Source organism: Archangium gephyra (genome assembly GCF_049060025.1).
Classification (GTDB): Bacteria; Myxococcota; Myxococcia; order Myxococcales; family Myxococcaceae; genus Archangium; species Archangium gephyra_A.
Genome location: NZ_JBMEQQ010000002.1, coordinates 4,685,221 through 4,710,583, shown reverse-complemented (window position 1 = coordinate 4,710,583; position 25,363 = coordinate 4,685,221). Strand labels below are relative to the sequence as shown.

Genomic DNA, 25,363 nt, shown 5'->3' with positions numbered 1-25,363 from the left:
GGCTACGGGAACGTCACGCCGTCGAAGAACTCGCCCCCGCCACCAGCCTCCTCGCTCCACAGCTTCAGGGTGAAGGTGCCGCGCGCCGCATCCTCCGGCACCTCCACCTCCACCCCGACGTCGCGCTTCTCGCCCGGGGCAAGGGGTTCCTGCATCCACACGCCCAGCGCCTTCCACTCCTCTCCCTTCGGCCCCACCAGCACCGCCCCCCCGGGCATCCAGGGCGTACTCCCGTGGTTCTTCAACCGCAGCCGCACGGCCAGCCGCACCACCACGCGTCCGTCCTCCAGGCGCGTGGTGTCCGAGCGGTAGCTGTGAGCCTCCATGCTGGTGAGCGTGTTGCCTGGGCGTGAGGTGACACTCAGGTTGAGGTTCTTGCTGGGGATACCGTCCTCCCCCAACCACTCCTGGGCGAGGAGGCCCAGCAGTCCCCTCTTGCCGCCACACCCCTCCTCCAGGCGCGCCTTCTCCTCCAGGCACCGCCGCGCCTCCTCCCTCGCCTGTTGCTCCCCTTCCCGGTAGGAGGCGAGCGTGCGCGGCCGGTGGGTCAGCTCCACCTGCCGCGCGGCCTCGGACGGGTGCACCACCAGGTTGAAGGTGACACTCGCGGGGGCCGCGCCGTCCTGGAAGGAGACCGTCAGCGGCACGCGCTCCCCGGCCGCCAGGGCCCGGGTGGGCATGAGCGCGAGGCCCGTTTCATCCGCTATCACCCGGAAACGCTCCCGCCCGCTCAGCGTCACGTGCGTCAGCTTCGTGTCGAAGTAGAAGTTGGTGGAGAGCCCCGGGTGGATGCACACCGCGAGCGCCTCGCCGCGCGTGTCCTCCGCCAGCTCCAGGTGGGGCGTGCCCGCCTCGCAGGCGGGTGGCGCGGAGAGGCCAAGGGGAGCGACGAGCCATGCGAGTTGCACCAGCGTGGCGGAGGACAGCACGGGCATGGGGCGGAGACCTCCGAGGGGGGTGGACGGGACCGGAGGAGTGGGGCTCTACCACACCTCCTGCCCGGTCGTGTCCGTCCCGTCTCCGGGACGCCCCTACTTGAATCGGTCCACCACCCGAACCATCACGACGGGTTCCACCATCATCTTCCCCGGCCCGCTGCCGGGCAGGAGCCTCGAGGCCGACGTTGTCGTCCGTGTCCAACAGCTCCAGGCACACCGGGTACGTCACCCCGAGGGGCGTGCGCGCCTCGGTGAAGCGGCCGTACACCCGCCCCTGCTTGACGTAGAGCTTCCCGAAGAGGCGGGTCTCGTCCGGCAGCGCGATCTTCCAGCCCTTGCCCGTGTGGTCCGCTCCCGCCTCCCAGTGGCCCCCCACGCGGAGGGTCGCGTCCTCCTGCACGTGCACGGGCCTGCCCCGCACGTCGCTCCAGTCCACGCTCGTCATTTCCCCCAGGCTCAAGCCGAGCATGTCCGTCATGGTCTCCACGGCCCCGGCGGGGCACGCCTGGGGAAGAGGGGCGGGACGCTCGGGCGGCACCTGCTGTGGGGATGCCATGCAGGCCTGGAGGGCGGCGCCGGTGAAGCCCAGGCACGCGGTGCGCACGGCGGCTCCCCGGCGCGTGGGGGCGGCTGCTGGCTGGGGACCAGATGTCTGTTGCTGCTTTGGCTTCACGGGAGCAGGGTCCTTTCGAGGCGCCTCGGCGGGAGGCGCGGCCACGGCCCGCACAGGTTCCGGCGCGGGCCCCGCTGGCGCCACTTCCTGGCCAGGGGTGAGCCACCAGGCCGCCAGTGCCACGGCCAACCCCACGCCCACCGCCGCCAGCTCCCGCCACCCGCGCGTCCGCGGCTTCTCCGGCAGCCGCCGCTCCGGGTGCGGCACCACCGTCCAGTCCACGTCCGCCCGGGCCCTCAGCTCCTCCAGCGCCTCGTACAGCGCCACGGCGCCCGGGTAGCGCGCCTCGGGCGTCTTGGCCAGCAGCCGCAGGCACACCGCCTCCACCGCCCGGGGCACACGTGGGTTGACGAGGTGCGGTGGCAGGGGCTCCCGGTGCAGCACCGCGTCCACGTCCTCGCCTCCGTGCTCGGCGGGACGGAAGGGGAAGCGGCCCGTCAGCAACCGGTAGAAGACGACGCCCAGCGCGTAGAGGTCATCCCCCGGCCCGGCCCGGTAGTGCGCGCCCGGCTCGCCCGCGTGCGCGCGGCCATAGGCCCACGCCTCGGGAGCACGGTAGGGCAGCGTGCCGGGGGGAAACATCCCCTTCGTCAGCGTGGGGTAGGCCGGGTGGTAGCCCACCCCGAAGTCCACCAGCACCGCCTGCCCGGTGCTCTCGCGCACCAGGATGTTGGCTTCCTTCACGTCCCGGTGGAGGACGCCCGCCTCGTGCGACACCGCCAGCGCGCGTGCCACCTCCAGCACCCGGTCCACCCCCTCGCCCAGGGAGCGCCCAGGCGCCCACTCGTCCAGGTGGGCGCCGTCAATCAGCTCGAACTTCAGCCAGAGGAAGCATGGCTTGTCCGGAGGCCACTGGCCCGCGCCGAGCTGGCGCGCGAGGTTGGGGTGGCGCAGGCGCGTGCCCAGCGACAGCTCGCGCCAGGCGCGCTCGGCCCGCTCGGGTCCCTGATCCAGCGGCAGCAGCTTGAGGGCGGACACGTGGCCCTCGGGACTTCTCACCCGGTACACGGTGGCGAAGCCGCCGCTGCCCAGCACGCCCTCCACCACGTCTCCGCCAATGCGCGTGCCCACGGGGAGCGGAGCGGAGTCGAGCGCACTCAGGGCTCCCTCGCCGTGCGGGCGGACAGGGTGCTCGGGCCTTGGGGAATGCGTCTGTGTGGACACGCGGGGCCTACCTCGGAGGACCTCAACGTAGCAGGTCGAGCGCCCACCGCTTCGTCACTCGTAGTCGACTACGACTGGTGGGGGGAAATGACTTTCGTGAAGTCCCCTGGTCCCCATCCAAGAGCAAGGTCCTCGAACGCGCTGATGAGGATTTCATCGCGCTTCCCGAGGTTCTTCCCTCCACCCTCGGTGTGAGCGGGCAGGCGGGGCGGCGGGGCCTCCCGGCCGGATGTGGGCACACGGAGACATGACGGGGCCACGGGCGAGTACATTGCCCGTGGCTTTTGTCACGTGGTACCCATAGAGCCATGAGTCCTCCGACGGGGGAGTGCCGCCGGATACTGGTGGTCGACGACAACAGTGCCATCCACCAGGACTTCCGGAAGATCCTCGCCAGGTCTGGCCAGGGGGTCGAGGAGCTGGATGAGATGGAGTCCATGCTCTTCGGGGATGCCCCGCCCCGGAGCAGCACCACCCGTTTCGAGTTGGACTTCGCGCTGGGTGGGGAAGAGGGCGTGCGCCTGGTGCGCGACGCGGTGCGTGAAGGGCGCCCCTACGCCGTGGCCTTCGTGGACATCCGCATGCCCCCGGGCATGGACGGGGTGGAGGCCACGCTGGAGATGTGGCGGGAGGAGGCGGACCTGCAGGTGGTGCTCTGCTCGGCCCACTCCGACTACTCCTGGGACGAGCTGTCGCGCAAGCTGGGCACCAGCGAGCGGCTGCTCATCCTGCGCAAGCCCTTCGACAGCATCGAGGTGCGGCAGATGGCGCACGCGCTCTGCGAGAAGTGGGAGCTCCTGCGCGCCAGCCACCAGCGGATGGAGGACCTGGAGCGGATGGTGGACGAGCGGACGCGGGCGCTGGCGGAGGCCAACGCCCGGCTCCTGCACGCCCAGAAGCTCGAGGCGCTGGGCCGCATGTCGGCGGGCCTGGCCCACGAGGTCAACAACCCGCTGAGCTACATCCTGTCCAACCTGCGCCACGTGGTGCGGGGGCTGGAGACGCTGCCGTGTGCGCAGGAGGGGCTCAAGGCCCGCGATGACCTGAGGGATGCGTGCCGGGATGCGGCGCTCGGGGCCGAGCGCATCGAGCGCATCGTCCAGGACGTCCGCATCTTCGCCCGGATGGACGAGCCGCCCCGGGAGCAGGTGGACGTGCGCCAGGTGATGGAGCTGACCCTGTCCATGGCGGCGCGGGCGCTGCGTCCGGAGCTGAGCCTGGTGCGGGACTTCCAGGAGGTGCCACCCGTCTGGGGCAGTGAGCACGGCCTGGGGCAGGTGTTCCTCAACCTCATCGTCAACGCCACCCACGCCCTGGCGGGCCGCGAGGCGCCCGAGCTGCGGCTGGGCATCCGCCAGCGCGAGGACGGCATGGTGGCGGTGGAGGTGCGGGACAACGGCAGCGGCATCCGGCCGGAGCACCTCAGCCGCCTCTTCGAGCCCTTCTTCACGACGAAGCCGGTGGGGACGGGAACGGGGCTGGGCCTGTCCATCTGCCATGGCATCGTGACGAGGCTGGGCGGGGACATCCTCGTGGACAGCGCCCCGGGCCAGGGCACCACCTTCCACGTGCTGCTGCCCCGGGCCTCGGAGCACGCGCTGGAGACGGACGTGCTGGAGCGGAAGCGCTCCGGATGAGCCCTCGGACCGGAGTGGGGAGCTGAAGGGGGGACGTCCATGAGCTGGAGCCCGCGCGCATGGCTGTTGGAGCGGTTGGACGCCCGGCTGACGCCGGAGCAGCGCCGGCTGCCTCCCGGGGAGCTCTGGCGCTACCGGGTGCTGTTGGGGGCCACGGGCCTGCTGTTCCTGCTCAACGCCCTGTACCTGTTCGCCATCCCCACCTATCCGCCCGGGGAGCGCCTGCCGCAGGCGCTGGCGGCGGGGGTGTGCGTGGTGGGCTACGGCCTGGTGCCGACCCTGGTGCGCCGGCTGTCATCACCCACCCTTCCGGCCTTCTTCCTGTGCGCGTCCCTGGCCGCGGGCTTCATCCTGGGCACCGTGTCCGTGGACAGGCCGGGCGCCGTCTCGCATGCGGTGGGCATGTTGATTCCGGCCCTCGCCGTCTACCTGCTGGGGCCGCGCCGGGGCTTCTTCTTCACCGCGCTCCTCGTCCTCTACGCGGCGCTCTTCCACCAGCTCTACCACTCCGGCTTCGGCCGGGTGCGGCCGCTCTTCCGGGACCCGGGCGTCTGGATGAGCAACCTCATCACCGCCCTCAGCCTGTTGCTGAGCTGGGCGCTGAGCTGGCTCTACAGCACCGTGCGCGAGGAGTCCCACGCGGCGCTGGAGCGCGCGCTGAAGACGCTGCACGAGAGCGAAGGCAAGCTGGTCAGCCTCATCGAGAGCACCGAGGACGTGGTGATGGCGCTCGACAGGGAGGGGCGCGTGGTCACCGCCAACCAGCGGGCGAGGGAAGTGGCCGAGCACTTCTACGGCAAGGCGCTCGAGCCGGGCGAGAACCTCGAGTGGCTCTCCTCTCCGGGGCTCTGGGACATGTTCGTCGAGGCCCTGTCGGGAAAGCGGACGCGGGTGGAGATCCCCCTCGCCATGCCGACGGGGTCCTGGACGCTGGACGTCACCTTCAACCCGGTATGGCAAGGCGGGCAGGTGGTGGGGGCGACCCTCTTCAGCCGCGACATCACGGAGCACAAGGAGGCCGAGGCCCGGTTGTCGGAGCTGCACCGCAGCCTGGTGGACGTGTCGCGCCACGCGGGCATGGCAGAGATCGCCACCGGGGTGCTGCACAACGTGGGCAACACGCTCAACAGCGTCAACGTCTCGGCCAACCTCGTGGTGGAGCGGCTGCGCGCCTCGCGGGCCGCGGGCCTGGACCGGGCCGTGGAGCTGCTGCGGGAGAATGGCTCGCGGCTGGGCGCCTTCTTCGAGGAAGACCCCCGGGGCCGGCAGTTCCCCGCCTACCTGGCGGCGCTCTCGGGCCAGCTCGCCCAGGAGCGCGAGACGGTGCTGGAGGAGCTGCGGCGGCTGACCGAGAGCGTGGACCACATCAAGTCCGTGGTGAGCATGCAGCAGGAGCATGCGCGCTTCGCCGGAGTGCTGGAGCGGGTGGAGGTGCCCGGGCTGCTCGACGACGCGATGCGCCTGCACGCCGTGTCCTTCGAGCGCCTGGGCATCCAGATGCGGCGCGAGTACGGCGCCCCGGTCCCCGCGGTGATGGTGGACCGGCACAAGCTGCTGCAGATATTGGTGAACCTGCTGAGCAACGCGCGCCATGCGCTGCTGGACAGCGGGCGGCCGGACAAGCAGCTCACCCTGCGCGTGGAGCAGGCCGGGGAGCGGCTGCGCATCTCCGTGGCCGACAACGGGGTGGGCATTGCCCCGGAGCACCTGCAGCGCCTCTTCACCCAGGGCTTCACCACGAAGAAGGACGGGCACGGCTTCGGGCTGCACATCAGCGCCCTGTCCGCCGAGGAGCTGGGGGGCGGCCTCCAGTGTGAGAGCGCGGGCCCCGGCCAGGGCGCCACCTTCACCCTCGAGCTGCCCCTGGCGTGAGGCCGCTCAGGCCCCCGTCCATTTGCCGCGGCGGGTGGGCTCCTGAAGGGCCTGGTCGAGCGCCTGGAGGAAGCGTTTGCGCGGCCAGTGCTCGGCGCCGAAGCGCGTCAGGTGCTCCGTCTCCACCTGGCAGTCGATGAAGTGGAAGCCCCACGCCTGGAAGCGCTCCACCGCGGTGGTGAAGGCCACCTTCGAGGCGTCCGGCGCATGGGCGAACATGCTCTCGCCGAAGAAGGCGGCCCCCAGCGACACGCCGTAGAAGCCGCCCTTCAGCTCGCCCTCCGCCCAGGCCTCCACCGAGTGGGCGAAACCCAGCTCGTGCAGGCTGACGTAGGCCTCGCGCATCGCCTGGGTAATCCACGTGCCGTCCTGGCCGGGGCGCGGGGTGCTGGCGCACGCGGTGATGACGTCCTCGAAGGCGGTGTCCCAGCGGATGTCATAGACGCCCGCCTTGAGCGTCTTGCGCAGCGAGCGGCCCACGTGCAGCTTGTCCGGCACGAGGACGAAGCGCGGGTCCGGCGAGTGCCAGAGGATGGGCTGGCCCTGGCTGTACCAGGGGAAGATGCCCTGGGAGTACGCCGAGAGCAGCCGCTCGGGGCTCAAGTCCCCCCCGACGGCGAGCAGTCCGCCCCGGTCCGCCTTCTCCGGGGGAGGGAAGAGCTCCGGGTCTTCTCCGAGCAGATAGATGGGCACTACTGTGACACGTTGAGCTTTACGTCTCCGGACAGCGAGTAGGGGATGCGCACCAGCGGGCCCGTGAGCTCGCCCGCGATCTCATACGGCAGCGTCCCCTTGGCGATGAGCGCCCGCACGTCCTGGCCCCACGTCTCCTTCGTCACCGCCACCTCCACGGGATACACCCCGGTGGCCGACGCGTCCACGGTGTCGTACTTGCCCCGGGTGCCCTCGCCCAGCTTGCGGCCTCCCACGGAGACGGCCCAGGTGAGCTCCTCCAGCCGCAGGGGGAAGGGGTTGGGGTTCTCCACGCCCAGGCGCAGCAGCAGGTCCACCTGCTCCTCGGAGTAGCGGGCCCCATCCAGGCTCTCCAGCCGCACCACGGGCAGCCGGGGCACGCGCACCTGCCGGGAGGCGGCGAAGGGGAGCGTCCGCAGCTCGCCCCCCGCGCGCACCGTCAGCGTGCCGCGCAGCGCCACGAGCAGGGTGCCGCTGCGCTGGCTCAGCGCCCGCAGGTCCTCCGGCGTGCGCACGTAGGCGGCCTCGGCCTGGAAGGAGAAGGGCGTGGGGGCGTTGGGGGAGAGGGGGACGGCCAGGGGCGCCGAGCCCTTCTCCACCACCTGCCCATCGGAGACGAGCTCGTAGTCGGCCTTCTCCAGCACGGCGGGGCCGGGGCTGGTGAGCTGGCCGGAGTAGCGCAGCTTCACCTCGGTGAGGCCCTGGGAGGCGACGGTGGCTTCCTCGGCGCCGAGCGAGGCGGGGCCCACGGGGGGCGCGGACGGCGTGGAGGCACACCCGGCCAGCCAGGCGGCGAGCGTCAGGAGGTGGACGGTGGCACGCGGGGCGGAACGCATGGCGCCAAGGTGCGGCCGGTTCGGGCTGGTCTCAAGGGGATTTCGGGTACACTGTTGACTACACCGTGGCCCACCGTCGCCCGAACCTCAACAAGGACATCCGCGCGCTCATTCGCGACATCGCCGCGAAGATGCCCGAGTTCGCCCATGTGAAGGCCAGCCGCATCCTGGTGATAGCGGGCGAGGCGCGGCGGGCCTCGCGCGGCACGGTGAAGCCGCTGTGCTTCCGGGGAGGGCGGAGCACGGACCGCAGCGGGCGGCGCAAGCCCATCGTCCGGCTCAAGGGCAAGCGGATGCTCTACTGCATCACCCTGCGCCCGCTCTTCTTCCGCTCCTCCACGCCCAAGGCCCGCATCGAAACGGTGATGCACGAGCTCTTCCACATGTCGCGGCGCTTCGACGGCACGCTGCACGCGGGGCGCCGGCACTCGGTGCTGGGCAAGGACTTCTCCCGGCGGCTGCGGCCGCTGGTGCGCCGCTACCTCAAGCACTGCCCCAAGGAGATGCTCGACGCCTTCGCGTACTCGGGCGAGGTGAAGGTGCTGCAGTGGTTGGAGCGGCCCGGGCCCGCCTACGTCCCCGGCACGCGCGGGGTGCGCAAGGTGTACACCGAGGAGCAGCTCTACTACGGCATCACCCGCATGGTGACGCGCAAGCGGCCCCGTGCCGCGGCCGGGCCCAAGCTCCCGCGCAAGGAGCGCGTGGAGAAGGTGCGCGTGCACTAATTGAGGTACTTGGGGCGCGGCGGCACGGGCGGTTGCGGAGGCCCGGCTTCCATCATCTCCAGCCCCTGGCGGGTGAGGAGGAAGCGCACCACGCCGGAGCCGCGCTCCGTCTCGATTTCCGCCTCGAAGGCGGGGCCCGAGATGGCGCCCATCTGCACGTCCTTGCGCAGGTTGTGCACCTTGCCCGTGAGCAGATCTCCCGCCACCGGCTGCACCGAGTCGCCGCGCCGGTAGAGGCTCGTAGGCCACCTGATGCAGCGTCATGGCCAGCGCGGGCGACAGCGGCTGGGAGCTGAACAGGACCGAGATGAGGACCCAATAGGGGGGGGACTGTTCGGCCATTGCCCTCATCCTAACCCCCACCCGGCGCGCGCCCCACCCGATTTCCACGCCCGGCGCTCCAGGGGGGGAACCAAAACATCCTGACGGGATGGGAAAGGAAACGTTCTGCTGAGAATGTTTTCAATTCTGTCACTCGCCTGCCATGTAGACGGGCTGTAGAGCGCCTCCCCGCTATCGTTCGTTTCCCATGGAGAGCAGAATGTTCACGAAGAAGGTGTTTGGCGGAGTGGTGTCCCTGTCGTGGGCGCTGGGCCTGGTGGTGTCGACGGCCGCGTACGCGGGCCCGATGGATGGCAACAGCGGCGACGTGATGCTGCAGGGCTTCCACTGGCGGTCCACCGAGACGTACCCCTGGTGGGGCGTCATCCAGGGCAGGGCCTCGGACATCAAGAACAGCGGCTTCACGATGGTGTGGTTCCCGCCCTCCAGCGACGCGGCGTCCAACGAGGGCTACCTGCCGCGGCAGCTCTACGTGCAGAACAGCAAGTACGGCACGGACGCGCAGCTCAAGGGCGCCATCGGCGCGCTGCACACCTACGGGGTGAAGGCCATCGCGGACATCGTGGTCAACCACCGCGTGGGCACCAGCAACTGGGCGGACTTCACCAACCCCACCTGGGGCTCGTGGTCGGTGACGCGCGGCGACGAGTGGACCGGCGCCACCGGCAACTACGACACGGGTGACGGCTACGGCGCCGCGCGCGACCTGGACCACACCCACGTCACCGTCCAGAACGATCTGAAGGGCTGGATGAACTGGCTCAAGTCCAGCATCGGCTACGACGGCTGGCGCTATGACTACGTGAAGGGCTTCAACGGCTCGTACGTGGGCAACTACAACACCGGCACGGTGCCCTACTTCTCGGTGGGCGAGCTGTGGACGGACCTGAACCTGGGCAACCCCGACGCCCACCGCCAGCAGCTCATGAACTGGATCGACGCCACGGGCGGCAAGTCGGCGGCGTTCGACTTCACCACCAAGGGCATCCTCCAGCAGGCGGTGCAGTACAACGAGTTCTGGCGGCTGCGTGACAGCGCGGGCAAGCCCTCGGGCGCCATCGGCTGGTGGCCGGCCAGGTCGGTGACGTTCATCGACAACCACGACACGGGCCCGAGCGCGCCGAGCGGCGGCCAGAACCACTGGCCCTTCCCCAGCGACAAGGTGATGCAGGGCTACGCGTACATCCTCACGCACCCGGGCATCCCCTGCGTCTACTGGGTGCACTTCTATGACTGGGGGCACGCCGCCGCCATCAAGAGCCTCATGGCGGCGCGCAGGGAGAAGGGCGTGACGTCCACCTCCGCGGTGAGCATCCAGGCCGCGGACTCGAGCAAGTACGCCGCCATCGTCACCGGCAGCAGGGGCAGCCTGGCGATGAAGATCGGCCATGGCTCCTGGTCGCCGGGCACCGGCTGGACGCTGGTGAACTCGGGCACCAACTGGGCCGTCTGGAAGAAGTAGGCCGGGCTCGGGTAGGGTTGCGGGTGAAAGGGGGCTCGCGCCGATGGCGATGATCCAATTCACCCGTAACTACTCCGACCGCTCCAACAACTACGGCTTCCAGTTCGAGTTCCACTGCGACAAGTGCCGCAACGGGCACATGTCGCCCTTCATCGCCAACAAGATGGGGATGGCCGCGGGCTTCCTGAAGGCGGCGGGCTCCTTCTTCGGGGGCTCGCTGTCGAGGGCGGCCTACGCGGGCGATCACGTGAAGGACGCCCTGCGCGGCAGCGCGTGGGACGACGCCTACTCCGAGGCGGTGGAGGAGGGGAAGAAGCACTTCAAGCACTGCACCCGCTGTGGCCAGTGGGTGTGCCCGCAGGCGTGCTGGAACGAGTCGCGGGGCCTGTGCGAGGCGTGCGCGCCCAACCTCCAGGAGGAGGCCGCGCACATCCAGTCCAAGGTGTCGGTGGAGCAGGCCTGGGACAAGGCGCGCAAGGTGGACCAGGTGGAGTCGCTGGACATGAAGGCGCACCGCACGGCGGCGGCCGCGGCCTGTCCCCACTGCAACGCGCGGGTGGAGGGAGGCAAGTTCTGCTCCGAGTGCGGCAAGCCGCTGGCGGCGGCGAAGGTGCACTGCACCCAGTGCGGCATCGAGATGAAGCCCAACGCGCGCTTCTGCGGCGATTGCGGCACGCCCCGGGGCACCTGAGCTCCGGGTCTCAGTCCTCGCTCTTGGGAATCTTGGGCTGATCCAACAGGGGCTGCTCGGGCTCCTGGGCCGCGCCGGGATTGTTCACCTCCACGAGCAGGGCGACGGGCTCGCCCTCGGCGATCTCATACGTGGCGCGCACCTCGCCGCCCTCGCGGATCTCCGCGGGGGTCGCGGGCTGGCCGTTCACGCGCACCTCGGTCAACGAGATGACGAGCATCCGCACATCCTGTCCCTCACTGGCGGACAGCACGTGCAGCTCCTTCCCGGTGAAGGCCAGCACCTCGCCCGAGACCTGCCGTGGCTGCGTCGCGTCCGGCGCGGCTTCGTCCGGCTCCCGCTGAGCCGGTGGCTCGGTGGGACGCTGCACTTCGGCCCTCGGTGCGGGCGCCTCTCGCGGGGGCGGCTGGGCGGCCCGGGGAGGGGGAGGCGCGGCCTGGCTCTCGCTCGTGGTGCCGGGCTCCGACTGCATGGGCGCCGCCACCGTCTCCCGCTCCCGGGCCTCGCGCTTCTCGCACCCGGCCGTTACGAGCAGCGCCGCCACTCCGGCCAGCAGACCTCTCGTCCTCAATCGCATGTCGCCCCCCGTGTCCTCGCGTGCACGCGTCAAAGATGGGGAGGCGCCTTCCCGGCTCGCGCCGTGCGGGAGATGGGGAGGCTGGCCGCATGGCTCCTCCGCGAGGGCACTGGAGGGCGCACGGTGACAGGAGAGCGGGGCGGGGCCTCTCCCCTGCCTATCCTTCATGTCTGACGCCCTTTTCAGGAACACGGGATGCGACGGAGCACGATGACGCCGGGCCGGATGGACCTTCCTTCCCTGGAGTGGAAGCGGGTGCTCGTGCTGCTGCTCCTGCTCGGGGGCCTGGTCCTGCTCGCCTCGTCCGACGCGTTCCAGTCCGCCCTGGTCTGGGGCCTCGCGAAGGCCGGGCCCGTCATCGAGGCGCATCCCTTCTGGGGCGCGGCGCTCTTCATCCTCCTGTCCGCGTTCTCGGCCATGCTGGCCTTCTTCAGCAGCGCGGTGCTCGTGCCCGTGGCCATCCACACCTGGGGCGAGCCCCTCTGCGTGGTCCTGCTCTGGTGCGGGTGGATGCTCGGAGGGGCCTTCGCCTACGGCATTGCCCGCTCCTGGGGCCGGCCGGTGGTGCGCCGGTTCGTGTCCGGTGACGTGCTCGGCCGCTACGAGAAACGCATCTCCCAGCACAGCTCCTTCGGCCTGGTGCTCCTCTTCCAGCTCGCGGTCCCCTCCGAGATTCCTGGCTACGTGCTCGGACTGGCGCGCTATGGGCTGCGCAGGTACCTGGCGGTCCTGGCCATCGCGGAGCTGCCGTACGCCGTGGGCACGGTCTACCTCGGCTCCAGCCTCCTCGCGCAGCGCTCCCTCGTGCTCCTGGTCCTGGGCGTGCTCGGCATCCTCTTCAGCACGTGGGCGCTCAGCGCCTTGCGCAAGCGTCTCGGCTCGTAGCCTCCCGCTCGCGAACGCGGGCCGGGGCCCTGCTCCCGGCGGGCTCGGCCCCCTGGCGCCATGCCGAGCGGGCAGGTGTGCCGGGTCACGACCCTTGATGATCGTGGACCGGGAGGGTCAGGAGAGGAGCCCGCTGCGCAAGGCCGTCGGGGAGTAGCCGAGCATGCGGCGGCACGTGCGCGAGAAGTGGGCGAGGTCGGCGAAGCCCGCGAAGTGAGCGGCGCTCGTCGCGTCGAGCCGCGCGGACGCCGCCACCGCGACGAGCAGCCGGCGCCAGAGCTGGAAGGTGCGGATGGGCAGCCCCACGTCGCGGACGAACAGCGCCCGCAGGTGCGCCGGGGAGAGCCGGGTGCGCGTGACGGCGAGCCGCGGGTCGGCGCTGGGATCTCTCAGCGCCTCGAGGACGTGGGCGACGCGTCTGTCCGGCTCGCGGCGCGGCGCTTCCCTCGCGAGCCAGTCCGAGCACTCGCGTGCGAGGCCGGCGAGCACGTCGGGCCGGGACAGGGACGCGCGGTGCGCCGTCAGGGCCGCTCCGAGACGCTCCGCGAGCCGGCCTTCCAGCGGGAAGGCTCCGCCCCGCAGGCGCGAGTAGCCCGCGACGTGCGACGCCAGCTCCGGGTCGTAGAGGAGCCCGAGGGTGGGCCCCGGGCTGAGGACGGCGTGCTCCTGATGGGGTGGCACCACGACCACCCGTCCGCTCACGCTCGCGCGGCCCGGCTCCGTCACCGTCACGTCGCCGTCCAGCCCGACGAGCAACCCCACGCCGTGCTGGGCGTGAGGTGTCGAGGCCGTCGCCGTCGACGCGCGCACCGCGAACGCATCCGTGATGACCGCGCCGATCCGCGATTCGTTCAAGCACTCCATGCCCTGTCTCCCTACCGTATCTCCATGTTCCTCGATTCCGGGCCTGGAGGCCGTGCGCGATGGTGAACCTTTTCTCCGACGAGGTGCGCCGTAATCCCTATCCCGCGTACGCGCAGCTCCGCGGCCGCTCTCCCGTCCTTCACGAGCCGCACTCGGACCTGTGGATGGTCTTCGACTACGAGGGCGTGAAGCGCGCGCTCCACGACCATGAGGCCTTCAGCTCCATCGTGGCGCCTCCGTCCGCCATGACCTCCCAGTGGCTCGTCTTCGCCGACCCGCCGCGCCACACGAAGCTGCGCGCCCTCCTCATGCGCGCTTTCACCCCTCGGGCCGTGGCGGGCCTCGAGCCCCGCATCCACGCGCTGTCCCACGCGCTGCTGGACCAGACGATCGAGCGCGGGGAGATGGACCTGGCCGCGGACTTCTCGGTTCCGCTCCCCCTGCGGGTGATGGCGGAAATGCTCGGTGCCCCCACCGCGGACTCGCCGCGTTTCAGGCACTGGAGCGACGTCATCATGGCCCTCGGCTACACCGTCGCCGGCAGCGAGGAGGCGGACCGGGTGCAGCGTGAGTTCGCCGCCGTGACCGAGGAGATGCGCCTCTACGTCCGGGACCTCGCCGGGCAGCGGCGGGCGGCGCCGAAGGACGACCTCCTGACCCGGCTCGTCGAGGCCGAGGTGGACGGCGAGCGGCTCACGGAGGAGGAACTCCTGGGCTTCTTCCAGCTCCTCCTCTCGGCTGGTCATGAGACCACCACGAACCTGCTCAACAACGCGCTCCTGTGCCTCATCGAGCACCCGGAGCAGCTCGCCCGCCTGCGGGCGGAGCCCGGCCTGTTGCCCTCGGCCATCGAGGAGGTCCTGCGCTACCGCTCTCCCGTCCAGGCGATGTTCCGCGTGACGCGGAGCGAGGTCTCCCTGCACGGCCAGGTCATTCCCGCCGGGAAGCTGGTGCTCGCGATGATCGGCTCCGCGAACCGCGACCCGCGGAAGTTCCAGGACGCGGACCGGTTCGACATCACGCGAGAGCCCAACCCGCACATCGCCTTCGGGCACGGCATCCACTTCTGCATCGGGGCCCCGCTCTCGCGCCTGGAGGCCCGGATTGGCCTGTCCGTCCTGCTGGAGCGGGTGAAAGGGTTCCGGCTCGCGAGCGACGCGCCCTGGGAGCCACGCAAGGCCATCCACGTGCACGGGCCGGCCCGCCTCCCCATCCGCTTCGAGCCGGCAGCATGAAGGGATCCAACCCGGGAACCTCGACACCCTCACCCTGTCCCTCTCCCGGAGGGAGAGGGGATATTGGGGGATATGGGGCGAGGTGGGTTAGCGTCGCCGGAGGACGGCGTGGGCCGGGGCCGCGGCTCCCAGGCGCTCGGACTCGGGCCTCGTCCGGGGCGCCTCGGTCCGCTCGAGCGACCAGCCCGTCTTCAGGCCCACCACGAACCACGCGAGCTGCACCGCTCCCAACGCGAAGAGCACGTCCCCGGGCACCCGCAGCCAACGCAGCGTGTCCATCAGCGGCGTCTGCATGAACTCCGCGCTGCGCGCCCACCACGTGCCCTGCTCGATGGCCGCCTGTGTCTGCAGCACCCCGATGGGCAGCAGCGACAGCACCGCCATCAGCAGCAGCCCCGCGTTGAGGTTCCAGAAGGCCCACGCCAGCGTCTTCGTCTTCCACTTCGCATCCGGCTGCATCATCCGGAACGTGAAGAGCATCAACGCGATGCCCAGCATGCCGTACACCCCGAAGAGCGCCGTGTGGCCGTGCAGCGGCGTCAGGTTGAGGCCCTGCATGTAGTAGAGCGCGACCGGCGGGTTGATGAGGAAGCCGAACAGGCCCGCACCCACCAGGTTCCAGAACGCCACCCCGATGAAGAAGAGGATGGGCCAGCGGTACTGCTCCATCCACCCCGGCAGCTTCGACAGGCGGATGTGGCTCCACACCTCACGGCCCACCAGCACCAGCGGCACCACCTCCAGCGCGCTGAACGTCGCGCCCAGCGCCATCACCGCCGCCGGCGTGCCCGAGAAGTACAGGTGGTGGAACGTCCCGATGATGCCGCCGAGCAGGAAGATGGTGGTGGTGAAGAGCACCGCCGGCACCGCCGTGCGCGCCGACAGCACCCCCAGCCGCGTGAACAGGAAGGCCATCACCACCGTGGCGAACACCTCGAAGAAGCCCTCCACCCACAGGTGCACCACCCACCAGCGCCAGTACTCCACCATGCCCATGTGGCTGCGCTGCCCGTACATCAGCCCCGCTCCGTAGAAGGACGCGATCGCCAGCGACGAGATGACGAAGAGCACCAGCAGCGGCCGGCCCTCGCTCGGCTTCTTCAGCGCCGGCCACACCGCTCGCGCCGTGAGGAACAGCCACACGAAGAGGCCCACGAAGAGGAAGATCTGCCAGAAGCGGCCCAGGTCCACGTACTCCCAGCCCTGGTGCCCGAACCAGTACCAGTAGTCCCCGCTGCCCATCCGCTGCTGCACCGACGCCCACTGCCCGAAGAGCGCCCCCACCACGATGATGAGCAGGCACACGAAGAGGAAGTTGACGCCCGCGCGCTGGTACTTCGGCTCCACCCCGCTCACCGCCGGGCCGATGAAGAGACCCGTGGCCAGCCACGCCGTCGCGATCCAGAAGATGCCGAGCTGCGTGTGCCAACTCCGCGTCACCGCGTAGGGCACGTACTTCGCCAGGGGAATGCCGTAGAAGCCCCCGCCCTCCACGCCGAAGTGCGCCGTCACGCCGCCCAGCCCCACCTGCGCCAGGAACAGCGCCACCACCACCAGGAAGTACTTGCCCGTGGCCCGCTGGCTCGGGGTGAGCTCCATCCCGGAGAAGGGATCCTTCACCGGCGGCGTCAGCTCCTCGTCCTCCTTCTTTCCGCTCATGTACCAGATGAGCCCGGCCGCGCCCGCGAGCAGCAGCAGCACCGAGGCCAGGCTCCACATCAGCACGCCCGAGGCCGGCACGTTGCCCACCAGCGGCTCGTGCGGCCAGTTCTGCGTGTAGCTGATGGTGTCACCGGGCCGGTTCGTCGACGTCACCCAACTCGTCCACCAGAAGAAGGCGCCCAGGTCCTTCAGCTTCCCCGGGTCCGTGAGCGCGCCCTCGGGGATGGCGTAGGCCGAGCGGCCCTTGGCGAAGACGTCCGCGTAGTGCGCGGCGTTGAAGCGCATCGCCTCGGCGCGCACCGGGTCCAACGTCACCGTGCCCGTGCTCGCGTCATAGGTATTGGTGCGCATCATCGCGGTGAGCCGCGTCCGGAGCGCCGCCTGCCGCTCGGCCGGGGCCTCGGCATACGAGGTGGCGCCCTCCGCGCGCGCCCAGGTGTCCAGCACGAAGGTGGCCTCGCGGTGCAGCCAGTCCGCGCTCCAGTCCGGGGCCACGTACGCGCCGTGGCCCCACACCGAGCCCACCTGCTGGCCTCCGATGGATTGCCACACGTTCTGCCCGCGCATGATGGTCTCGCCCGTGAGCAGCACCGTGCCCTCGGGCGTCATCACCTTCTCGGGGATGGGGGGGAGCGTGCGCGAGATGCGGACTCCCTGGCCTCCCAGCACCAGGAAGGAGACGAGGACGACGGCGCCGAGGCCGAGCCAGAGCTTGCGGTGTTGCATGACCGGGGGCTCCTGAAAGGAGGGTGTCAGTGGGTTGGGGCGACCCAAAGCAAGCCCCGTTCCACCCCCCCTTCCCCCGGGCCCACACGCTCCGTGCGCGCAATGGGTGCGTCCCGGGACCCGGTGCCCGCAAATCGTGCATTTGCGATGCATGGTTTCGGAAGAGCGGGCGGGCGGGCAGGGGGGCCCATGCCTCAGAGCCGCACGGGCCCCTGCATGGCGGTCCTCACCTGCTCCGCGAGACGGTCGACCTCCGCGGCGACCCGGGCCGAGGTGGCCAGCCGCTCCGTCATCTCGCCCATCATCCGGGACACGTCCGCCACCGCCTGGGAGACCTGCGCGATGCCCGCGCCCTGCTGGTGGATGGTCGCGGCGATCTGCCGGGCGCTGCTGTGGCCGTCCTGCACCAGGGCGAAGAGCTGGCGCAGCGTCTCCCCCGAGGCGTCCACCCGCGCCAGGCTGTCCTGCACCCGCGCCGAGCCCTCGCGGACCATCCCGCCCGTCTCGTCGATGGCCTGGATGAGCTCCCGGAGCAGCCGGCCCGCCTCCCGCGTCTCCTGGAGGGAACGGTCCGCCAGCGTGCGCACCTCCTTGGCCACCACGCCGAAGGTCTGCCCCGGCTCCCCCGACTGCATGGCCGTGATGGCCGCGTTGAGCGCGAGCACATCCGACTCGTCCGAGAGATCCTTGATGGACGCGGTGATGTGGCGGATCTGCTGGGCGTCCTGTTCCAACAGCTTGAGCCGGGCCTCCAGGGCCGTCACCTGCCGGCGGATGCCCGTCAGCCCCTCGTATCCCCGGGCCACGGCCTCCACTCCGGCCTGGTGGAGCTTCCCCGCGCGCGTGCCTCCCTCGAGCACCGCCTCGGCGCCGCGCGAGGCATCCTTGGACATCCGCTCCACCTGTTGCGCGAGCTCCCCCGTGCGCCGCAGCAACTCCATCTGCTCGGAGAGGCCGCGCGTCTGGGCCTCGTGTGAGGCGCTCAGCGCCGCGGCGGTGCGGCCGAGCTGCCCGGCGGCTTCATGCAGGCCATCGGTGAGCTTCCAGAGCTGCTGGAAGATGGAGAGGGTGGCGACGGCGAGGCTGCCCAGCTCGTCGGTGGAGATCCACGTGGGAGGGCGCGGACTGCCCGCCGCGATGCTGGAGATGGAGGCCTCGAGCTTCCCGCGCGCCCTGGTCGAGCTGGCGCGCCATCCGCCACGCGCTCAAGCCCGCGCACAGCGTCAGGAAGGTGCCGAGAAACACCACGGTCGGCACGGCCTCGCGCAGCAACTCCCACAGGGACTGCTGGACGATCGGCGCATGGCGGGGCCCCAACTCCGCCGTCAGTCTCCGCGAGGCCTCGACGCCCATGCGCGCCAGCACGGCCACGGCCGGCACCAGCGTGCAGGTGGCGGTGAGTCCCAACTGGTACGGCAGGTGCCAGCGCAGCCTGCGCCAGTAAACGCCCGTGAAGGAGAGGGGAGGCTCGGGGTGGCGGTGGAACTCCCGGAGCGCGAGCGGACGGACGCACGCCTCCACCCAGAGCGTCTGCGGGATGCCCGCGAAGGCGCACAGCAGCATCAGCACGAGGGTACAGGGCAGGACGAGCGCGAGGCTCCGGCCGTACAACACGCAGCACGCCGCCAGGGCCGCGGAGAACGACACGGCGAGCAGCCCCAGGTGCAGCAGCAGCTTGCGCCGGGGCAGCTCCAGCAGGCGCTCGAGCCGGGCCGAGGCGGACTCCCCCGGCACCTCCGCGAGGGCCTGCGCCACCATCTGTTGATCCATCCACCAGGGAAGGAGCACTCCTCCGAGCACGCAGAGCGGGAGGAGCACGCGCACGGCGGCGGAGCGGCTCTCCGCCACCTCGAGCCCGAGGAGGACGCTCCCCAGGTACGCCAGGGGCAGCAGCACGCCTGGCAGGTAGGCCAGCCGCAACAGGAACAGCCCGCGCAGGAGCCGCTGGCGCCCAGACGCCTCGTGAGCGGAGGGCTCCGGGGCGGACACCTCCCCGCGGCCCCACTCCCGCAGGGCGGTCCGCACCTGCCCCGCGGCCTGCTCGACACGGCGGGTGACCTGGGACGAGTCCTCGAGCTGCCGGAGCGTCTCCGCCGCCGCGTGGGAGAGGCCGGCGACCGCCTGGGACAACTGGAGGATGCCCTCGCGCTGCTGGGCGGACGCGGTGGAGATCCGCTGGGCCGCATGGTTGGCGTCGATGATGATGGCGCCGAGCTGCTGGAGCGCCTCGCCCGATTTCGGCACCGTCCGCAGGCTCGCCTCCACCCGCTCGGCGCTGCGGTCCGTCAGGCGCACCGTCTCCCGGATGGCGCCGAAGAGGCCCTGGACGATGTCCGCCACCCGGTGGGTGGACTGGATGGACTGCTCGGCCAGGGCGCGCAGCTTGAGGGCCACGTGCCGGAAGCCCAGGGGGCCACCGCCCACGCGCACCGCCTCGAGTTCCGCGTTGAGCGAGAGCATCCGCGACTGGTCGGCGAAGCCCTTCACCAGGAGGGCCACGGCCCGGACCCGCCCGGCATGACGCTCGAGCTTCCCGGACGCGCGCCTTCATCGCCGAGACCTGTTCGCGGATGGCGGCCAGTCCGGTGAGGCCCTCCGCGGAGGCCGTCTCGCCCGCCTCGAGCAGCGTGCCGGCGTTGCCCGCCATGGCGAGCACCTTCTCCGCCTTCTGGGCCGCCAGCAGCGAGGCCTGCTGGATGGTCTCGGACACCACCCGGACCTCCTCGAGCGCCGCGGCCTGCCGGGACAGACTGCCCTCCTTGCTCCTGCGTGCCTCGTCCAGCTCCTGGGCGGCACGGCCGAGCGCATCCGCCGACTCGCGCACGCGCCGTGCCTGTTTCTCGATGCCCTGGAAGGCTCTCGCGGTGGCCGCCGAGAGTCGTCCCAGCTCGTCGGTGGCAATCCATTCCGGCGGGCGATAGGCGCCCAGTGCCATGCGCTCGATGGAGTCGCGGCATGCCAGCGCGCCGCGGGCGATCTGCCCCGCGGTCCACCGGGCCATCAGGGTGCCGCAGACGAGCATGAACGCGCCCAGCACGAGCAGGGGTCCGAGGCTCTCGGCCCCCATCCGCTCCACGTGCCTCGTCAGCAGCCCGGCCGCGCCGGAGAGCTGGTGGGCCTCCAGCGCCGCCGCGAGCTCCCAGAAGACCTTGCGGCCCTGGCTCCAGAGGAGGGTGGCCGACATCACCAGGGTGCAGGCGAAGGTGAGGGCGATGGTGTAGGGCAGGTACCAGCGGAAGGTGCGCCAGCGGATGCCGCCTTCCCAGGGGAGTGGGGCCTCGGGGGCCCGCTTCAACTCCTCCAGCGCGAGCGGACGCATCCGATCCTCCATCAGGAAGCCGTGCTGGATGGCGACGAAGAGGGCGAACAGGATCTGCACGAGGGTGCAGGGCACGACGAGCAGCAGGCTCCGGCCGAACCACAGGCAGTCCACCGTGCTGATGAGGACGAGGAGCAGGGCGAGCGCCGTCATGTGGGACAGCTCGAGGATCCGGGGCAGCTCGAGCAGGCGCACGAGCCGGCGTCCGGGGGGCTCGCCCGGGATGTGCGCCAGCGCATGGCGGATGGTGAAGACCTGGCACGGCACGGCGGCCAGCAGCCCATAGAGGAGCAGGAAGGAGGGCACGTTCAGCAGGAAGAGCTGACGGATGTGGTCCGGCTCCTGCAGCCCGAGCACCAGTCCCTGCAAATAGGTCTGGGGCGCCGTCCCCAGCAGGAGGGTGCCCAGGTGAGCCTTGAACTGGCTCTTCAGCAGTGCTCTCTCTTCTTCACCCATGTCCCCCCCAGGACGCGCTGGAGGGCCCGCGTGTGAATGCGGGATCACTGGCGCCGGGCGCGGGCCCGGCAGTAGCGTGCCCGGCCCGCCCGAGCCCCTGACCCCTGGAGGTGCGTTGGACTCCACGGCGCTGGTGCTGGTGCTGTCATCCGCGTTCTTCCACGCGCTGTGGAACGCGCTGCTCAAGCGTCACGAGGATCCGGAGTCCGCCGTGGTGGGCGTCATCGCCGTCACCGTGGGGTGCGGAGGGCTGTGGGCGCTCGGCCTGCGGGGGACGGCGTTTCCCACGTCCGCGGCCCTGCTCTGGTCCGTCGTGGCCGGCGTGCTGGAGAGTGGCTACCTCATCGCGCTCGCGCGGGCACTGCACCGGGCCCCGCTGGGGCTGGCGTACACGGTGTCCCGGGGTGGGGCGCTGCTGCTCGTGTGGCCCGTGTCCGTGCTGTGGCTGGGCGAGCAGCTCACCCCCTGGGCCGTGGCCGGCGCGGCGCTGGTGGCCGTGGGCATGGCGGTGATGAACCTCGTGGTGCCCCGGGGCCCGGTGGGCGAGGGGGTGCTCTGGGCCCTGGTGAGCGCCGCGTGCATCGCCGGCTTCAACCTCGGCTACAAGCGCGCCCTGGGCGAGGGCGCCCAGCCTCCGGCCCTGTTCACGCTGTCGCTCCTGGTGGCGCTGCCGTTGATGCTCCTCCTGCGCCGCCGCGAGGAGGCGGGCTGGGGCGCGCTGCGCCGCAAGGTGATGACCCGGCCCCTGCTCCTGCTGGGGGCGGGGGTGCTGTGTACGCTGTCCTTCTCGCTGTTGCTCCTGGCCCTGGTGCACAGCGGCACCGGCGCCGTGCTCACCCTGCGCAATACCTCCATCGCGTTCGCGCTGGGGCTGGGGGCGCTCCAGGGCGAGCGGATGGGGCGGCGGCAACTGCTCGGCGCCGGGCTGGTGATGCTGGGGGCCGTGCTGCTGGGGTGGCCCCGGCCGTGAATGCTCGGCGCCGGACACTGTCACCCAGAGGATGGAGCACGGCACCGGAGCCCCCTTGCGGAGACCCGCGGCCCCTGCACTCCGCTCCCCGCGTGCCAATGTTCCCGGCATGAACGCGCCTCCCCCGTCCCCCCGAACCGCCGTCGTCCTGCTCCATGACGAAGAAGAGGGTCCCGGGCAGCTCGGCCCCGCGTTGCGGCGCTCGGGCTTCACCCTGGATGTCCGCTCGCGAGAGCCGCGCCCCGAGGACACGGAGGCGGACCTGGTGGTGGTGATGGGCAAGTCGCTGGGCCACCCGGCGGCGGAGCCTCCTGCCTGGCTGGAGGAGGAACGGCGATTGCTGGCCCGCCGGTTGGAAGCGGGCCGGCCGAGCCTGGGAATCGGCGTGGGCGCGGAGCTGCTCGCCGCCGCGGCGGGCGCCCGCGTCCACCCGGGTGAGAAGGGCCCCGTCCTGGGAGTGCACCCGGTGTCGTTGACGATGGAGGGACTGGCGGACCCGTTGTTCGCCGGCTTCGAGGAGTTCTTCGACGTCCTGCACTGGCAGGGGAATACCTTCGATGCGGTCCCCGGCGCGCAGGAGCTGGCCTCGACGGCCCGCTACCCGCACCAGGTCTTCCGCGTGGGCAAGTCCTATGGCGTGCAGTTCCATCCCGAGGTGGATGGGGGCTTGTTCGAGCGCTGGGTCCGCGGCTCGCAGGAGGACGTGGGCCGTGTGGGACTCACCGCCGAGGAGTTGCAGAAGCGGGAGGGGCCCCGGGTGGCGCGAGCCCAGCAACACGCGATGTTGTTGATGGAGCGGCTGGCCACCTTCTTCGCGCGGCAGGTGGGGGCGGGCGGCGGAGAGCGCTACCTCTTCACCGTGGATGCCATCCAACGGTTGCAGGGCAGGGGGGTGTTGCTCTCGCCCGGCATTCCCCGGCGCACGCCCATCGTGCGGGTGGGGCAGACGCTCTCCCTCAAGCGGCCCGATGGCTCACGCGTGGAGGGCACCGTGCGGGGCATGGCCAGCTTCGGGGATACGGGGGCGGCGATTCCCTTGCTGGTCCTGCTGGACTCGCCCGACGCGGAGGTGCCGCCCGGCTCCGAGGCGCTCACCACCGAGCCGCTCACGGTGTAGAAGGGGCGGGCAATGACTCAGCCTCCATCGGGGCGCCGCCCCGGTTCGCCGGGGATCTTCCCTTCCGTTCCCAAACAGGTCTTCCAGAACGAGTACTTCACCGTCCTGGTCGACGAGCGGATGGGCATCGTCCGCACCATTCGCAACGACAAGCCATTCTCGTCGATGCAGGAGGTCGAGACCTGTTTCGAGGGGCTCATCAAGGCCCTGGATGACCTGGGCCGGGCACGCTACGCGCTCCTCGCCGACATCCGGGCCGCTCCCGGCCGGAACGATCCCCAATTCGAAGCCGCCCTTCAGCGCGTCCGTCTGAAGTGGATTGGTGGCTTCCGCAAGGTGGGCGTGCTCGTCCAGAGCGCCGTTGGCCTGCTGCAGGTCAAGCGTTACGCCAAGCAGGATGGTTTGAAGCGGCTGGTGACGAACGACGAGGACGAACTGGTGAAGTACCTCACCGAGCAGGACTGAGCACAGCGGGGGACCCGAGGCCGTGGGCGCCTCTACTGGGCCAGGTCATCCAGTACGTCGGAGAGGGTGGTGGCGGTCGAGGCTCGATCGAGCCAGCGATCGAGCATCGCCACGTCCGTGCACGTCAGGATGCGCTGCCGGGTCTGTTCGTCGATGTGCAGTCTTCGCGCGGTGAGAATCCGAAGCACCGCCTGCGCCCGGCCTAGCACCAACCCTTGTTCCCGGCCCTGCTCCAGTCCCTTCAGACGCCCTTGCTCGATGAGTTCCTCGCCATAGGTCCGCATCAGCTCCTCCGCTCGGTGAGTCTCCATGACGGAATGTAGCACCCTGCCCATCTGCGCGCGGACGGTCTTGTCCCCGATCTGGAGAAGGTAACGGATGACCAGCCCCAGCTCCTCGTCCCCATGGGGAGTGGCATGCACTTGCGCGAACAGGGCCGTCCACTCCGGTAGACGGTGGGACAGTTCTTCCGTGCGTCCGTAGCGGAGAACGAGCAAGGCGAGCCGGACCAGGGCCGGGCCCGGGCGAGCCATCAACGCCTCGGCACGCTCGGCCGTCAGGTCATCCAGCAGGTACTCGAAGCGCGGCACGAGCTCGCGCCATCCCTCGTGCTCCTCTGCCTCGCCCGGCAGGTCGAAGAGCTCTTCCACCCGGCGGGGTGCCGACCAGGCGCCATCCGGCCCGTGGTACATGACGAGGGGCACCACCACTGGAAGTCCCTCACTGTCCGGGTTCTCCTTGCGCCAGTGTTCGAGCTGGCGCACCACGTAGCGCAGCATCCTCAGCGCCATCCACCTGTCCACCCGGGATTGGTGTTCCAGCAGCACGTAGAGCAGCAGCGGACGCCCACCGCTCAGGCGAGCCGAGAAGAGCAGGTCGCTCTCGGTCTCTCGCAGCTCCGGGTCCACCACGGAGCCGGACTCCCGCCGCAGGGTGGACCAGTCCACTTGCGAGACGACCCGAGGAGGCAGGACGGCGCGCAGCTCGGCCGCGGCCCGCTCGGGCTGACCAAAGGTGTAGCGGGCGAAGAGATCATGAGGACCGGGCATGACGCGGCCCCGGAGAAAGCACGCGGCGGGCCAGCGGCGCCGCACAGGGTACCGCCTGCACGGGTGCGTCTATTGGGGCGACTCCCCTCTCGTGGATGAGACGAGCTCCCGCCCGCTGCTGAAATCGCCATGGGGTGTGCGAAGGTTCGCTCGACGCCCCTTCGTCCTGTGCAGTCGGACATCTGCCGGAGCATCCTCGAGGAGAGCCAGCATGAGCATCACGATGTCACCGCATGACTACGCCACGGCCTTCCGCCTCCTCTCGCTGACCTCCAGGCACCACGAGAACATCGGGCGGGTGGTCGAGGAGCGCATCCTCTCCCGGCTGCCCGAGCGCCCTTCGCTGCTCGACGTCGGCGCGGGCCCGGGCAAGGTCGCCGAGCGGCTCTCGCCTCATTTCGCTTCGCTCACCCTGCTCGAACCCAATCGGGAGCAGATCGGCACGCTCGCGCTCGAGGGCGCGAAGATCTTCCACGGCACCCTGGAGTCCTGGTCGTCGCCCGAGCGGTATGACCTCGTCCTCTGCTCACACGTCCTGTACCACGTGCCCATCCCCGATTGGGGTGGGTTCATCGACAGGCTGCTCTCGTTCGTGCGCCCCGGCGGGTATTGCGTGATCGTCTTCAGCGCCGCCCGTGGCCAGAACTACCGGCTGCATCGCGACTTCACGGAGACGGGCCTCTTCAGCGATCGGATCATCGACACGCTGCGAGAGAAACGGATTCCGCACGAGGTCGTCGCGGCCATGAATGGTTTCACCGCGGCCAGCTTCGAGGAGATGTACACGCTCTGCCGCTTCTTCGTGCTCGAGGACTGTTTCACCGCGGAGCAGCTCGCGGCCCTCTCCCAGGAGGAGGTGCGTAAGCTCGATGACGAGATTCGCCTGCACGCCGAGCGCTGCCGGGGAGCCGATGGGGTGTACCGCCTGGAGCAGGACGAGGACCTGATCATCATCCCCAAGCCGTAGCCGCTCCGGCACATGGGCAACACAGAGGGGCTCACGGG

At 70.6% G+C, this 25,363-nt stretch carries 22 protein-coding genes and 2 pseudogenes; 13 read left to right on the top strand and 11 right to left on the bottom strand.

Annotated elements, in window-relative coordinates; genetic code table 11:
* Window positions 1-2: 2 nt before the first annotated feature.
* Together ACN28I_RS20455 and ACN28I_RS20450 are read right to left on the bottom strand one after the other, a co-directional pair.
* Window positions 3-797: a DUF2381 family protein gene (locus ACN28I_RS20455; RefSeq protein WP_420943650.1), complete on the bottom strand. Its 795-nt coding sequence runs from the start codon at window positions 795-797 to the stop codon at window positions 3-5.
* Window positions 697-2,775: a serine/threonine protein kinase gene (locus ACN28I_RS20450; protein WP_420943649.1), complete on the bottom strand. Its 2,079-nt coding sequence runs from the start codon at window positions 2,773-2,775 to the stop codon at window positions 697-699. Before ACN28I_RS20450 ends, ACN28I_RS20455 begins: the two co-directional genes overlap by 101 nt.
* Window positions 2,776-3,083: 308 nt before the next feature.
* Here ACN28I_RS20450 and ACN28I_RS20445 point away from each other — a divergent pair, with 308 nt between their 5' ends.
* Window positions 3,084-4,412: a sensor histidine kinase gene (locus ACN28I_RS20445; protein ID WP_420943648.1), complete on the top strand. Its 1,329-nt coding sequence runs from the start codon at window positions 3,084-3,086 to the stop codon at window positions 4,410-4,412.
* A 39-nt stretch (window positions 4,413-4,451) separates the two neighbouring features.
* On the top strand, window positions 4,452-6,284 hold the full coding sequence (locus ACN28I_RS20440; protein WP_420943647.1) for a sensor histidine kinase: 1,833 nt from the start codon (window positions 4,452-4,454) through the stop codon (window positions 6,282-6,284).
* Window positions 6,285-6,290: 6 nt separating this feature from the next.
* Here the strand turns inward: ACN28I_RS20440 and aat are convergent, their stop codons facing one another.
* Both aat and ACN28I_RS20430 read right to left on the bottom strand, forming a co-directional pair.
* Window positions 6,291-6,977, bottom strand: coding sequence for a leucyl/phenylalanyl-tRNA--protein transferase (gene aat / locus ACN28I_RS20435; protein ID WP_420943646.1), 687 nt, complete (start codon window positions 6,975-6,977; stop codon window positions 6,291-6,293).
* Window positions 6,977-7,813: an LEA type 2 family protein gene (locus ACN28I_RS20430; protein WP_420943645.1), complete on the bottom strand. Its 837-nt coding sequence runs from the start codon at window positions 7,811-7,813 to the stop codon at window positions 6,977-6,979. Before ACN28I_RS20430 ends, aat begins: the two co-directional genes overlap by 1 nt.
* Window positions 7,814-7,878: 65 nt before the next feature.
* Between ACN28I_RS20430 and ACN28I_RS20425 the strand changes: the two genes are divergently transcribed.
* Window positions 7,879-8,538, top strand: a complete 660-nt coding sequence (locus tag ACN28I_RS20425; protein ID WP_420943644.1) for a hypothetical protein — start codon at window positions 7,879-7,881, stop codon at window positions 8,536-8,538.
* Here the strand turns inward: ACN28I_RS20425 and ACN28I_RS20420 are convergent.
* Window positions 8,535-8,880: pseudogene (locus ACN28I_RS20420) on the bottom strand (hypothetical protein). The gene ACN28I_RS20425 and the pseudogene ACN28I_RS20420 sit on opposite strands and share 4 nt — an antisense overlap.
* Before the next feature lie 199 nt (window positions 8,881-9,079).
* On the opposite strand from ACN28I_RS20420, the gene ACN28I_RS20415 reads away from it, so the two are divergent.
* A complete protein-coding gene (locus ACN28I_RS20415; RefSeq protein ID WP_420943643.1) occupies window positions 9,080-10,342 on the top strand; it encodes a glucan 1,4-alpha-maltotetraohydrolase domain-containing protein in 1,263 nt (420 codons plus the stop codon).
* Between the two features lie 43 nt (window positions 10,343-10,385).
* Window positions 10,386-11,033 carry a zinc ribbon domain-containing protein gene (locus ACN28I_RS20410; RefSeq protein WP_420943642.1) on the top strand — a complete coding sequence of 216 codons (648 nt, stop codon included), beginning with the start codon at window positions 10,386-10,388 and terminating at the stop codon, window positions 11,031-11,033.
* Window positions 11,034-11,043: 10 nt separating this feature from the next.
* On the opposite strand, the gene ACN28I_RS20405 is transcribed toward ACN28I_RS20410, so the two are convergent.
* Window positions 11,044-11,610: a hypothetical protein gene (locus tag ACN28I_RS20405; RefSeq protein WP_420943641.1), complete on the bottom strand. Its 567-nt coding sequence runs from the start codon at window positions 11,608-11,610 to the stop codon at window positions 11,044-11,046.
* Window positions 11,611-11,805: 195 nt separating this feature from the next.
* On the opposite strand from ACN28I_RS20405, the gene ACN28I_RS20400 reads away from it, so the two are divergent.
* On the top strand, window positions 11,806-12,495 hold the full coding sequence (locus tag ACN28I_RS20400) for a TVP38/TMEM64 family protein (protein ID WP_420943640.1): 690 nt from the start codon (window positions 11,806-11,808) through the stop codon (window positions 12,493-12,495).
* 117 nt (window positions 12,496-12,612) lie between these two features.
* On the opposite strand, the gene ACN28I_RS20395 is transcribed toward ACN28I_RS20400, so the two are convergent.
* Window positions 12,613-13,359 carry an AraC family transcriptional regulator gene (locus ACN28I_RS20395; protein WP_420943639.1) on the bottom strand — a complete coding sequence of 249 codons (747 nt, stop codon included), beginning with the start codon at window positions 13,357-13,359 and terminating at the stop codon, window positions 12,613-12,615.
* A gap of 59 nt (window positions 13,360-13,418) precedes the next feature.
* On the opposite strand from ACN28I_RS20395, the gene ACN28I_RS20390 reads away from it, so the two are divergent.
* Window positions 13,419-14,594 carry a cytochrome P450 gene (locus ACN28I_RS20390; RefSeq protein WP_420943638.1) on the top strand — a complete coding sequence of 392 codons (1,176 nt, stop codon included), beginning with the start codon at window positions 13,419-13,421 and terminating at the stop codon, window positions 14,592-14,594.
* Between the two features lie 87 nt (window positions 14,595-14,681).
* Here ACN28I_RS20390 and ACN28I_RS20385 read toward each other — a convergent pair whose 3' ends face one another.
* From ACN28I_RS20385 to ACN28I_RS20375, 3 genes and pseudogenes are all read right to left on the bottom strand, one after another.
* On the bottom strand, window positions 14,682-16,982 hold the full coding sequence (locus ACN28I_RS20385) for a nitric-oxide reductase large subunit (RefSeq protein WP_420943637.1): 2,301 nt from the start codon (window positions 16,980-16,982) through the stop codon (window positions 14,682-14,684).
* A gap of 194 nt (window positions 16,983-17,176) precedes the next feature.
* Window positions 17,177-17,923, bottom strand: coding sequence for a methyl-accepting chemotaxis protein (locus tag ACN28I_RS20380; protein ID WP_420943636.1), 747 nt, complete (start codon window positions 17,921-17,923; stop codon window positions 17,177-17,179).
* Window positions 17,924-18,002: 79 nt separating this feature from the next.
* A pseudogene (locus ACN28I_RS20375) lies at window positions 18,003-19,502 on the bottom strand (methyl-accepting chemotaxis protein); the annotation flags it as partial.
* A gap of 413 nt (window positions 19,503-19,915) precedes the next feature.
* On the opposite strand from ACN28I_RS20375, the gene ACN28I_RS20370 reads away from it, so the two are divergent.
* From ACN28I_RS20370 to ACN28I_RS20350, 5 genes are all read left to right on the top strand, one after another.
* Window positions 19,916-20,203 carry a hypothetical protein gene (locus ACN28I_RS20370; protein ID WP_420943635.1) on the top strand — a complete coding sequence of 96 codons (288 nt, stop codon included), beginning with the start codon at window positions 19,916-19,918 and terminating at the stop codon, window positions 20,201-20,203.
* Window positions 20,204-20,322: 119 nt separating this feature from the next.
* A complete protein-coding gene (locus ACN28I_RS20365) occupies window positions 20,323-20,793 on the top strand; it encodes a hypothetical protein (protein ID WP_420943634.1) in 471 nt (156 codons plus the stop codon).
* A gap of 79 nt (window positions 20,794-20,872) precedes the next feature.
* A complete protein-coding gene (locus tag ACN28I_RS20360; protein ID WP_420943633.1) occupies window positions 20,873-21,727 on the top strand; it encodes an EamA family transporter in 855 nt (284 codons plus the stop codon).
* 109 nt (window positions 21,728-21,836) lie between these two features.
* Window positions 21,837-22,844, top strand: a complete 1,008-nt coding sequence (locus ACN28I_RS20355) for a glutamine amidotransferase-related protein (protein ID WP_420943632.1) — start codon at window positions 21,837-21,839, stop codon at window positions 22,842-22,844.
* A 12-nt stretch (window positions 22,845-22,856) separates the two neighbouring features.
* Window positions 22,857-23,309 (top strand): hypothetical protein, encoded by a 453-nt coding sequence (locus ACN28I_RS20350; RefSeq protein ID WP_420943631.1) that lies wholly within the window; start codon window positions 22,857-22,859, stop codon window positions 23,307-23,309.
* 32 nt (window positions 23,310-23,341) lie between these two features.
* Here ACN28I_RS20350 and ACN28I_RS20345 read toward each other — a convergent pair whose 3' ends face one another.
* Window positions 23,342-24,358 (bottom strand): Rpn family recombination-promoting nuclease/putative transposase, encoded by a 1,017-nt coding sequence (locus ACN28I_RS20345; RefSeq protein ID WP_420943630.1) that lies wholly within the window; start codon window positions 24,356-24,358, stop codon window positions 23,342-23,344.
* A 211-nt stretch (window positions 24,359-24,569) separates the two neighbouring features.
* Here ACN28I_RS20345 and ACN28I_RS20340 point away from each other — a divergent pair, with 211 nt between their 5' ends.
* Complete coding sequence (locus tag ACN28I_RS20340; protein WP_420943629.1) at window positions 24,570-25,325, top strand: class I SAM-dependent methyltransferase; 756 nt, start codon at window positions 24,570-24,572, stop codon at window positions 25,323-25,325.
* Window positions 25,326-25,363 lie beyond the last annotated feature (38 nt).

What these genes read in the sequence shown, in the direction of transcription:
- ACN28I_RS20410 (WP_420943642.1), top strand. Translation starts at nt 10,386, where the DNA reads ATGGCGATGATCCAATTCACCCGTAACTACTCCGACCGCTCCAACAAC.
- ACN28I_RS20415 (WP_420943643.1), top strand. Translation starts at nt 9,080, where the DNA reads ATGTTCACGAAGAAGGTGTTTGGCGGAGTGGTGTCCCTGTCGTGGGCG.
- ACN28I_RS20345 (WP_420943630.1), bottom strand. Translation starts at nt 24,358, where the DNA reads ATGCCCGGTCCTCATGATCTCTTCGCCCGCTACACCTTTGGTCAGCCC.
- ACN28I_RS20370 (WP_420943635.1), top strand. Translation starts at nt 19,916, where the DNA reads ATGCGCTCGATGGAGTCGCGGCATGCCAGCGCGCCGCGGGCGATCTGC.
- ACN28I_RS20355 (WP_420943632.1), top strand. Translation starts at nt 21,837, where the DNA reads ATGAACGCGCCTCCCCCGTCCCCCCGAACCGCCGTCGTCCTGCTCCAT.
- ACN28I_RS20440 (WP_420943647.1), top strand. Translation starts at nt 4,452, where the DNA reads ATGAGCTGGAGCCCGCGCGCATGGCTGTTGGAGCGGTTGGACGCCCGG.
- ACN28I_RS20380 (WP_420943636.1), bottom strand. Translation starts at nt 17,923, where the DNA reads ATGGAGTTGCTGCGGCGCACGGGGGAGCTCGCGCAACAGGTGGAGCGG.
- ACN28I_RS20430 (WP_420943645.1), bottom strand. Translation starts at nt 7,813, where the DNA reads ATGCGTTCCGCCCCGCGTGCCACCGTCCACCTCCTGACGCTCGCCGCC.
- ACN28I_RS20340 (WP_420943629.1), top strand. Translation starts at nt 24,570, where the DNA reads ATGAGCATCACGATGTCACCGCATGACTACGCCACGGCCTTCCGCCTC.
- ACN28I_RS20390 (WP_420943638.1), top strand. Translation starts at nt 13,419, where the DNA reads ATGGTGAACCTTTTCTCCGACGAGGTGCGCCGTAATCCCTATCCCGCG.
- ACN28I_RS20385 (WP_420943637.1), bottom strand. Translation starts at nt 16,982, where the DNA reads ATGCAACACCGCAAGCTCTGGCTCGGCCTCGGCGCCGTCGTCCTCGTC.
- ACN28I_RS20445 (WP_420943648.1), top strand. Translation starts at nt 3,084, where the DNA reads ATGAGTCCTCCGACGGGGGAGTGCCGCCGGATACTGGTGGTCGACGAC.
- ACN28I_RS20405 (WP_420943641.1), bottom strand. Translation starts at nt 11,610, where the DNA reads ATGCGATTGAGGACGAGAGGTCTGCTGGCCGGAGTGGCGGCGCTGCTC.
- ACN28I_RS20400 (WP_420943640.1), top strand. Translation starts at nt 11,806, where the DNA reads ATGCGACGGAGCACGATGACGCCGGGCCGGATGGACCTTCCTTCCCTG.
- ACN28I_RS20395 (WP_420943639.1), bottom strand. Translation starts at nt 13,359, where the DNA reads ATGGAGTGCTTGAACGAATCGCGGATCGGCGCGGTCATCACGGATGCG.
- ACN28I_RS20350 (WP_420943631.1), top strand. Translation starts at nt 22,857, where the DNA reads ATGACTCAGCCTCCATCGGGGCGCCGCCCCGGTTCGCCGGGGATCTTC.